Genomic DNA, 10,271 nt, shown 5'->3' on the forward strand with positions numbered 1-10,271 from the left:
TCAGGGCCAGCGGTCAGACGCACCGCGCAAACAGGCCGGACACAAGACCGCTTCTGACCACACACCCCTCACAAAAATGTCTTGCTTTGCAGGAGCCATCCACACAGGACGAAGCGGACCTTGATGGTCACAGACTGAACGTCGGCTTCTGGCATTGTTGCGTGTGCTGTTTCTACAGGGCAATAAAAACTGGCGGTCCGTTTCGAGCAAACTTAAAATGCCGGGCAACATTCTTGTTCTATCTTCTACTTTCCGACAAGAATTGCATGTTCCCGCTCTATAACCTTTTCCCAATCGCCTTGCGCTTTCAGACCGGTCGAAGAGTCTCCCATTAGCGAAGTAACCATCAATCTTCCACGCGCTTTCGCTTCTTCTTTCGAAAACCCGGCCTGTTCAAACATCCAGGCGGCGAACTGGAATCGTTTGCCGATGGTTCTTTGATAAGCTTCTCTTACCTTCTCATCGGTATTCGCCCACACTGAGACAGCGTGATCTGGCAAGGCGGCGTCCTCTTCAATGACCTTTTTCATAAGAAGAAGAATGCGGTCTTCCGGTGGGCCGCCAAATGTCTTTGCCTTTGCGATCACTTTGTCAGTCAGTTCCTGCTCCCAATATCTGAGAACCTCATCCAAAAGCTCACGGACGTTCTTGAAATGCCAGTAAAAGCTGCCGCTTGTCAGGTTCAGTCGCTTTGCCATTGGCACGACCTTTATCGCGGAAACGCCGCCCTCGTTGAGAACTTTGTAGGCCAGCAATATCCAGTCTTCCTTGGTCGCGGCGTTTTTGGGTGAAGCTCGGGTGACAGTTTCTGACATTCAGATTACAGCATTCTTTATTTGACATAGAGCAGTCTATGGAACTACCGTAGAGATGTCTATGGTGAACAAGAGGTTCACGGTTTCGTGTTCTCTTACGAGGATTCGCTTTGAAGGGGGGATCAATGAATAACTTAGTGAAAACCGCAGCCGGTACATTGATGGCATTAGGCATGACGCTGGCTGGTACAGCAACGGCGCAAAACGCCTTGCCGACGGGTCGGAGTGCCACTGATATCGAAAACGGTGTATATCCCGCGTCTTACTTTCCCAACACTGAAATCCTCGGCGAGGATGAGATGCGTATCACGGCATTGGGGACGGGGATGCCAAACCAAACCAAGGCAGCCGTTTCGATTTCGTTTTATGTGGAACTTGGGAATGGGGACGTCTTTTTGTTTGACGTAGGAACTGGCGCAACGGGAAACCTGTTCTCGCTGCGACCGGACTTCGCAAAGATCGACAAGGTCTTCTTCAGCCATTTGCATGTTGATCACGTTGGAGACTTCATGGGCCTCCACGTCGGAGGTTGGCTTTCGGGCAGATATACCCCGCTCCGCATCTTCGGCCCGTCCGGATCAGAAGATGAACTGGGCACCAAAGCCTATGTTGAGGGCATGTCCAGAGCTTACGCCTGGGACTTGGCCACGCGAACGGGCGCGCTGCCGGATGATGGCGCCAAGCTTGAAGTCACTGAATTCGATTACATGCAGGAAAACGAGATTGTTTATCAGGAGAACGACGTAACTATCCGTTCCTGGCCTGCGATCCACAGTCTGGATGGCTCGGTAAGCTACTCTCTAGAATGGAATGGGCTGAAATACGTCTTTGGTGGCGATACATACCCGAACAAATGGTATGTAGAATATGCCAAAGGGGCGGACATCGCGTCTCACGAGGCCTTCCTGCCTCCGGATGCGCTAGCCCCTTATTTTGGCTGGGACATGAAACAGGCGACTTATGTAGCTACGCGCGTTCATACGGAACCTGCGGCTTTCGGCAAAGTTATGTCCGCTGTCGAGCCACGCATGGCCCTAGGGTATCACTCTGTTCTTTCACCCGAAAACTATCAGGCAATCCTGGAAGGTGTCCGTTCGACATACGATGGACCGCTCACGCTGGCGCGAGATCTACAGGTGATAAACGTAACTAAGGATCAGATCGTTGTTCGGGAAGCGAGTGTTGACGAATACGCTCTGCCACCAGCTGTGAGCGACGAATACATCAATGCACCGCGCTCAAAAGAAAAAGAGCCTTCTGAAAAAGTTCAAGCCGGCAAATGGGATGGTTACACGCCACCGCCAATGCCGGAAAATTAACGTTCAGGGGTGAACAAAATTCTAATTTGGCGGTATCTGTGCCGACTATTCCTGATGCTGAGTGTGATGGCCTCGAGTGCACTGGCCGTTTCGGCGGATGTCGTTCTGACAAACGGTTCAGAAGTTGCCCCCAATATTGCTGTCCTTCATGTCAAAGAGGATGGGGTCTACGTCGACCTTGAGATCTATGTCGAAGATATTCCGTTCTTTGCGGATATGTTGCCAATAGGATGGTCATCAGATTTCGTCGGGGGTGAGCCGGAGGCTGAACAAGATACCAATCAAGGTTATGCGCAAGCCGAAAGCCGGGCGCTTTCGATTGTTGCAGGCGACGAACAGGCCCTAAACGCTGATATCAGAAAGGTGGAATACCGAACGCGCATAGACCGGGCCTCGCCGCTTGCAGGTCAGCGCGACCCATTCTCGGGGCAAGTTGTTCCCAGCCCGCCAAAAGATCCGCGCGTTTTATTCGCGGAAGTGTTCTTTCCGTTTCAAAACTCAGTTCCCAAGGAGCTGACTATAGTGCCGCCATCGCGGGATGGTGAACCACTGGCGACTATCGGGATGCAGGTTTTTGACCGCGAGGTTCCGGTCACGGATTTCAACTTCTTGTCAAAGCCGGCAGAGCTAAAGATTCACTGGCCTGATCCGTGGGATAGCCGCTTTTCTGCTCAAAGCCTGAATCGAAAAGCTCAGGACGGGACATCCACGTTTCTTTACATCGAACCTCGTGAAGTTCGGCATGAAACACTGATCCGTTTGCGTGAACTGGCGCCTTGGATTGGTGAAACTACTGAAGTCAGTCAAACACTTTCGCCACAGCGTAGCGCCTTAATCGTAAACCAGGCGGCGTCCTTCCTGGCTTCTCGTAACCCGGTGTCAATTGATGGCAAATTAGTGCAACCGTCGAACGCTACAGCAAAACTCCTTAAGCTGACATCGCAGGGTTTTCAGGTTGTCGAGCCTGGAAAGGAAGTATCCATGAACAATGCGTTTATCGGGGCTATCCTGTCTTTCTCATCGGCAGACCTTCCCGATCAGGTGACGGTCACATGGGATATGTTTGACGAGGAAATTTCCCGCGTTGCAACCATTTCAAACGATATCGCCGGGCCATTCTTTGGAGCAGTGACACCAGCGGACCCTCAGTTTCACTGGCAGAACCACCTACTCCAATACCAAAGAGCATCTGTTACTCTGATTCCAGTTGAGCCGCAGAAACGGCAGAACACGGCCGTGGCTTTGATCGCCGGGATTATCAGCGCCGTCTCACTCGGTTTTCTCCTGCTAACCAGGGGCAAAGTCGCAAAGCGTGCCAGTTGCGTGACTATGATTGCCGCTGCTTCGGCAACGTTTGTTTTTTCGGGATATTTGCCGGAATTACCTTGGAATAAGCCCGAGCCCCCTGAGCAGCAGGTTGCGGAAGATATACTGCGCTCGATGGTCGAAAACTTGACCACGGTGACGCTGGAAACTTCGCCGGCAGCAAGAAAGGCAGAGCTGGCCCACATTGTAACGGCAGCATCTCTGGGCGACATCGCAACAGAGGTAGAACGTGGTCTCGCAATCCGAACGCCAGGAGGCAGCCTTGCTACGGTTACTGATATAAGAGACCTGAGTTTAGAGCGCGTTGACCCGACCCTCAAACCGGGTGGATTTAGCACTCTGGCCAAATGGACAGTGAAAGCCCAAGGCGGTCATTGGGGGCACGCCCATATGCGCGCCGTTACGTTTCGGGTGCTGGCCGAGGTCGTACCTGAGTCAGGTCAATGGAAGCTGGATGGATTAACTGTAATCGAGGCCCGAGATCCAAATGCGTGAGCGTTTAAGGCCAAAGTTTTTTGCTTTCGGAGCTCTGTTTGTCGGTGTGTTTTTGTTACTGACGCCGTCGGCCTCGGCGCATTTTCTGCTTAACCTCAACGTTCGAATTTCGCATGTCGAGCATTCCGAAGATGGTCTGCGTGTCTACATCCGTACGCCTATGCCTTATCTGGTTGCAGACAAGGTCGGTGATCAGAACGGTGATGCCTTGCCGAAAGCTGCACCATTCACGACTAATGCCATGAGAGACGATCAGTTGGTCCACTTCGTCGACTTGCAGGCTGTCATGAACGAACCTAATGGGCTGGGGCAATTCGCTGAAGGTGGGTTGCATCTGTTGGTCGACAATCAGCGCTTAAGAGGAACAGTTAAGTCCGTTCGCTTGCATCGCGTTGGAAATGAGCCCGGATTTGCAACTTTGGCCGAGGCTCAACTGGCAGCAGACACCGAAACGGCCTTAGCGCCACCGCTTTATGTAGGTGACACGATTGTTGATCTCGTCCTGTATTATGACACTATCGGCCCGGTGCAATCGTACAGCATTGCTAGCGTGCTAGACCCCGGCTTGCCGGATCAGGACCAAACGGCCAACCTTATTCTCGACTACGCGTCAGACACACCTCAGATTTTCCGATCTCGGGGTCTGATGACTGAACCATTGGTGGTTCGGCAAGAGGGGTATGGCGGATTCCTCAGTTTCGTCTGGGAAGGCATACGACATATCCTCGAAGGGTTGGATCATGTTTTGTTTGTTGTGTGTTTGGTCATTGGAGCGCAGACCCTCAGGGCGCTATTGCTGCGTGCAACCGGTTTTACCGTTGGGCATAGCGTAACTTTGTCGCTGGGTTTTTTCGTGTTTGTACCATCGGGCGCATGGTTTGTTCCTGCCGTAGAAACCGGGATCGCGCTATCTATCATACTTGCAGCCGTCGCAGCGTTTACGAGTTTTAAGAACAGCGCGCGCTCTGAGGTCACGATGGTGCTTCTGACAACGCTGATTGGCCTCTTGCACGGGCTTGGGTTTAGCTTTGTGTTGCACAAGATTTTGCAGGTTACATCCCCAAACATCTGGCAGAGCTTGCTTGCTTTCAATCTTGGCGTCGAGCTTGGCCAGGTCGCCATTATTCTTGCGCTCTGGCCTGCCTTGATAATGTGTCGACGCGTGAACTCCAGTTTGTGGATGTCCCTACGAGTGGGCTTAGCCGGTGGATGCGCGGCTATCGCCTTCTATTGGACCTTTCAGCGAGTTGCCGAGGTTTACTCCACGCTGGCTTAAGGTCATTGCGATGCCGCGTGCCGTGATGGCCGCCTGGGAGAAAAGCGCACATTCGGCTGTTCCGTAGCATAAGACAGATTGGGCTTATACCGGTCAGTCAGTGAATTCTGCTCAAAGTCTACTTTGCAGTCAAAGCAGCCGATAGATTCACTATAGCACATTGCACGCTAGTCTCCGCTAAGATTTAGGCGACCTGCATTAAGCCAATCTGACAACTCTGTTCTTTCGTTAGGGTCAGGTGGGCCCGCAGGAGTTGGAGGGTCAACAGGCAATGGACTGTCTGATCCAATGATCTCTCGAACACCTACGGCATCTTCCGAAACATTCCAAACAAGCATGTCCTGAGCCAAAGTGAGCGGGCCGTCGTAGGTCTTTCGGATTGCTGCAATTGTGTCAGGAGCAATATCGAAATCGGCAAATGTATGGAATGCAATCGCGTGGCGCGGCTCGATCATCGAGAATAGTTTTCCACACGCGTCTGGTGGCGTGTGAACCACCGTTGCCACTAATCGGGCGCGTTCAGGGTCGTAGTTTTTGATATCGATGAATTGTTGGATCGTTAAGTAACATTCGTGAATGACAAGATCAGCTTCTTTAGCGTTCTCCACGAACCACTTGTTCGGGTTGGTGTCACCTGAGTAGACGAATTTAAGTCCTTTCCACTCCAAGCTGTAGGAAACTGAACCGTCTATGCCGTGAATCGCGGGCCAAGATCGAATAACAACACCATCGCTTTCATAAACTACTTGTGTCTGAGAATAGTCGAACTCAGTCACCGAAAGATGTCCACCTGCCGAGGGCATATTCCCGCGCCGCCCTGCCACGTCCCAAGCCAACATTTTCTGGAGGCCATCCATGGCTGCTGCGGTCCCGTATTCTGGCTCTAAGCCACTTGGCCCCCAAACCCGTAGTGGAACCGTTCGGTTTGACACCCAGCCGCCCACAAACAGTGCGTCGAGATCTCCAATATGATCTACGTGCAAGTGGCTAATGAAAACTTTGTCGAGATAGGTGTATGGAATCTCCAAAGCAGCCAAATTTGCTAACGAACCGGTTCCGACATCGAATAGGAACTTGTCGCCATTGCCAAGTTCAACCAACCACGACGCCGACGCTTGGGAATGTCGAAAATTAGGTGTTCCAGTTCCCAGCGAGATAACTCGCATCTCCGCTTCACCGAGCGGCTCTGTATTTGGGTAATAGAACTTTCTCTCTCCGGATGAACCAGCTGAAGCTGCGCCGCAGCAAATCGACGCAAATACAAAACTCAATGCCGGTAGTAATCTTAGACGCACAGCTTCCTCCGACTTGCTGACGCATTCCATGGTACAACTAAATCACTTCATTCCAAAGTCGGACGTCTGCTTTGGGCTCGAAGCAGACATGCGGCGGTGCAGCGGTCGAAGCCTTAGCCCTTTCCGGAAAGCAGACTTTAGGAACAACGAGATGACCCGGCGATTTCAACGGCTTGGCCAATCGTGCTGACATTCAACTCTCGAAAGCTGTCGTTGGCAAAATTCGAGCTGATCGACTACTTTGAGCCCAAAGCGGCCGAAAAAATCATCGGTAAAACCGCACGACTGAGACGGTAGTGGCGCGCTCGGTGGTGTCCGCCCAGCCGCCAAAGCCATCTACAATTTGTAGGCCTGAATTAGGACGCGCGCATAGCTCGCGTCAAAAAACTTTGGGAAATTCGCTTGCTATGCCATCTTTGGGAAAACAGGGGGGTACAGATATGAAAACCATTGTTTTGGCGGGAATTGCCATTGTCTGTGGCACAATTTCGTTTGCAGCACCGACCTTGGAGAGAGGCGAATACCTTGTTGAAGGGCCTGCCGCCTGCGGCAATTGTCATACGCCGATCGGACCCAATGGACCCGTTATGGGAATGAACCAGGCTGGCCGCCTGGTGGAACAGACACCGGGCTTTACCGCAATTGCGCCCAATATCACTCCGGGTGGACGTGTGGCGGATTGGACAGACGAGGAATTTGCCCGAGCAATCCGGGAAGGTATCACACCGAGTGGATCGCGGGTGATCGGGCCCCCAATGCCAATAGCTCTCTACAGTCGGTTGTCGGACGACGACGTAATGTCGATCGTTATGTATATGCGAAGCCTGCCTGCGGTTGAGAATGACCCCGGCGAAAGCGTGTATAACATCCCGTTACCGCCAGCATACGGACCGCCTGTAACCAGCGTGGCGCATCCGGAAGAAAGTGTGTCAGTCGAGTATGGAGAGTACCTGGCCGGACCGGTGGCGCATTGCATCGAGTGTCACAGCCCAATGGGCCCCATGGGCCCTGATTGGATCAACCAACTTGGTGCAGGCGGTTTCGAGTTCCACGGCCCGTGGGGGACATCGATTTCGTCCAACCTGACCTCCCATCCAGAGGACGGCATTGTGGAATGGACAGATGCCGAGCTAAAGCAAATGATCACAACTGGCGTTAGGCCTGACGGTACACCGATGCTGCCGCCCATGGGTTATGGATACTACAGCCGGATGACGCCCGAGGATATCGACGCGGTAATTCTATACTTGCGCCAACTCCCTCCGCTACCGGACCCGGGCTGAATGGTATGACACTCATTCCATGCCTTCGATCGTTGACATCCTGACAGTAGCCCGTGTGCAAACAGGATATCCACTCATAGCTGAGGAACATTAGGACAAAGAAAATATCATGCCCGCCTACGTAGTCGGTCAGCTCGACATACATGACCCGGACGCTTAACAAGCAAAACATTCCACGTTTGGAGCTAAATCAACAATTGGCCAAGCGGTCACCTGACCGTTTTGCTCTGATGTCTCAAAAGAGCCGGCTGCCGTCGTTGTTGATATCAAAATGTTCGATGGTATGGTCATCGGATGTATTCGCCGTACTGACCAACACGATTTTGTTTGTCGCTATAACCGAGGCATGTTCGAACACAGGGGATACGGGTGGAACGTAAGCTAGCGGCAATACTGGCGGCAGATGTTGTTGGTTATTCTAAACTCATGGAGCAGGATGAGACCGGAACTCTATCGTTGCTCAAAGCACATCGCATTGAGGTTTTTGAACCCGTCGTAGCAAAGCACAGAGGGCGGATTTTCAAGCTAATTGGTGATGGGGCACTGGTTGAATTTTCTTCCGCTGTCGATGCCGTGGAGTGCGCTGTCGAGATTCAGCAGCGCCTGCTCCAGGAGGCCAACGGCCTTGTTCTGAGAGTTGGCGTTAATCTGGGCGACGTGATCGTTGATGGTGACGACATTTACGGCGATGGTGTCAATGTCGCGGCGCGCCTTGAGGCGATCGCCAAGCCAGGAGGTGTGTGTTTATCCGGAACAGCCTACGACATGGTTTCGGGAAAAGTTGGTTGCGAATTCGAAGGCGGCGGTGCGCAACGTCTGAAAAACATATCCAAACCTCTTCGCGTCTACCATTGTAGATTTGAAGCCGATGATCACTCGCCTACAGAGTATGAAAATCACAGCGAAGAGAAAAGACAGTCCATCGCCGTGTTGCCTTTTTCGAATATGAGCGGCGACCCGGAGCAGGAATATTTTTCTGATGGAATAACCGAAGACATAATCACTGATTTGTCCAAGGTTTCCGGTCTTTTTGTCATCTCGCGAAATTCAACTTTCTCCTACAAAGGTCAATCTATAAAAATCCAGCAGATAAGTTCAGATCTGGGGGCAAAGTATCTAGTTGAAGGTAGTGTTAGGAGATCTGGCAATCGCGTGAGAGTCACCGCACAACTTATCGATGGAGGCACAGGTGGTCATGTCTGGGCCGAAAGATACGACCGAGATCTTCTAGACGTATTTGAAGTGCAGGATGACGTAACCCGCAACATTGTCGACGCTCTCAAAGTGGCCATTGCTCCGATGGAAAAACAGGCCATCGCGCGTGTTCCCACAACAAATTTTGATGCCTATGATCTTTGTTTGCAAGGGCGCAACCTGCTTTACGAGATGAATCGGGAAAACCTTGAAAAAGCCCGTCATCTCTTTGAGCGGGCTGTGGAACTCGATCCAGATTATTCACTCGCTCTGAGCGGATTGGCCGACTGCGAGTCCACCATTTACCAATACTATTCTTCAGATCAGACCTTTATCGAAGCCGCAATCAGCAACTGCAACAATGCGCTTGCTCTGGACCCGGACTTGCCGGAGGCTCACGCCTCTTTAGGAATCGCACTTTTTCTGCGAGGTAGTTATTGCGAAGCGGAGAGGATGCTTGGCCGGGCGCTTGAGCTTGATCCAATGCTTTATGAGGCGTTTTGGAATCTGGGGTTCGCCAAACTTTTGCAAAATGACTTTGAGGCGGCGGCTGCGGCATACACGAAAGCTTCCAAAGTCCGTGGGGATGACCTGCAATCACACATGATGTTAATGAATTGCCTTTCGAAACTCGGACGCAAAGAAGAGCTTGTGTCAATGGCTCAAAAATCCCTTTCAATAGCTAAACGACGGCTGAAATTGAATGAGAAAGATGCTCCCGCAATCTATGTAGGTGCATTTGCGCACATTTACGTAGATCAGTTGGATCAGGCAGGTCCGTGGTTGCAGCAAGCTGCGGAAATCGATTCAACAGATCCTAGGACCTCTTATAATCTTGCTTGCGCGTTTTCTAAGGTCGGAAATGTAGACAAGGCGATCGAACTATTGAAACAGTCAATTCAAGCTGGCCGCCCCATAAGGATGTTGGATTGGGCGCTGGTTGACCCGGATTTAGCCCAAGCCCGAAAGGACCCGCGTTTTGATGAGGTGATCAAGTTCTGGCAAAGCAAAGCGAAGGAGAACATCCAAAACCGATAATACTTACGTTGAAAGCTGCGAGAAAAACGGACCGTTAGCATGTTTAGTCTGCCATCCGCGAAGGGCTGGTTCGTCCCGCAACTCGGACATCCGACACAGGTGCAGCGAACGACCGGTTTCGAGTCAAGCTATTTTGGCAGACTTGAACGTCCGCTTTCGGGAAATCGCGCCGCAGTGCCGCGAGTATTACAGCGACTTGGTTGGCGAGGACGCTCGATGTTTGCTGCATC

Annotated in this window: 8 protein-coding genes; 5 read left to right on the top strand and 3 right to left on the bottom strand. The window is 51.9% G+C overall.

Going from position 1 to position 10,271, the window contains the following annotated elements; genetic code table 11:
* Positions 1 to 245 precede the first annotated feature (245 nt).
* Positions 246 to 815 (bottom strand): TetR/AcrR family transcriptional regulator, encoded by a 570-nt coding sequence (locus AC2FNV_RS22390; RefSeq protein WP_496774561.1) that lies wholly within the window; start codon positions 813 to 815, stop codon positions 246 to 248.
* Between the two features lie 125 nt (positions 816 to 940).
* Between AC2FNV_RS22390 and gntH (AC2FNV_RS22395) the strand changes: the two genes are divergently transcribed.
* From gntH (AC2FNV_RS22395) to AC2FNV_RS22405, 3 genes are read left to right on the top strand one after another with little or no spacing between them, the layout of a single operon-like run.
* Entirely contained in the window at positions 941 to 2,134 is a 1,194-nt protein-coding gene (gntH, locus tag AC2FNV_RS22395; RefSeq protein ID WP_496774562.1) for a guanitoxin biosynthesis MBL fold metallo-hydrolase GntH, read from the top strand.
* 9 nt (positions 2,135 to 2,143) lie between these two features.
* Entirely contained in the window at positions 2,144 to 3,955 is a 1,812-nt protein-coding gene (locus tag AC2FNV_RS22400) for a hypothetical protein (protein WP_496774563.1), read from the top strand.
* Entirely contained in the window at positions 3,948 to 5,231 is a 1,284-nt protein-coding gene (locus AC2FNV_RS22405) for a HupE/UreJ family protein (RefSeq protein ID WP_496774564.1), read from the top strand. Before AC2FNV_RS22400 ends, AC2FNV_RS22405 begins: the two co-directional genes overlap by 8 nt.
* 167 nt (positions 5,232 to 5,398) lie before the next feature.
* Here the strand turns inward: AC2FNV_RS22405 and gntH (AC2FNV_RS22410) are convergent, their stop codons facing one another.
* Positions 5,399 to 6,526, bottom strand: a complete 1,128-nt coding sequence (gene gntH, locus AC2FNV_RS22410) for a guanitoxin biosynthesis MBL fold metallo-hydrolase GntH (RefSeq protein WP_496774566.1) — start codon at positions 6,524 to 6,526, stop codon at positions 5,399 to 5,401.
* 440 nt (positions 6,527 to 6,966) lie between these two features.
* Between gntH (AC2FNV_RS22410) and AC2FNV_RS22415 the strand changes: the two genes are divergently transcribed.
* Together AC2FNV_RS22415 and AC2FNV_RS22420 are read left to right on the top strand one after the other, a co-directional pair.
* Positions 6,967 to 7,809 carry a cytochrome c gene (locus tag AC2FNV_RS22415; RefSeq protein ID WP_170607026.1) on the top strand — a complete coding sequence of 281 codons (843 nt, stop codon included), beginning with the start codon at positions 6,967 to 6,969 and terminating at the stop codon, positions 7,807 to 7,809.
* Positions 7,810 to 8,178: 369 nt separating this feature from the next.
* Positions 8,179 to 10,041 (top strand): TPR end-of-group domain-containing protein, encoded by a 1,863-nt coding sequence (locus AC2FNV_RS22420; RefSeq protein WP_170607024.1) that lies wholly within the window; start codon positions 8,179 to 8,181, stop codon positions 10,039 to 10,041.
* A 43-nt stretch (positions 10,042 to 10,084) separates the two neighbouring features.
* On the opposite strand, the gene AC2FNV_RS22425 is transcribed toward AC2FNV_RS22420, so the two are convergent.
* The coding region (locus tag AC2FNV_RS22425; protein WP_496774568.1) for a hypothetical protein at positions 10,085 to 10,271 on the bottom strand (187 nt) is incomplete at its 5' end.

The sequence above is a fragment of the Ruegeria sp. BHSA163 genome (assembly GCF_059613365.1).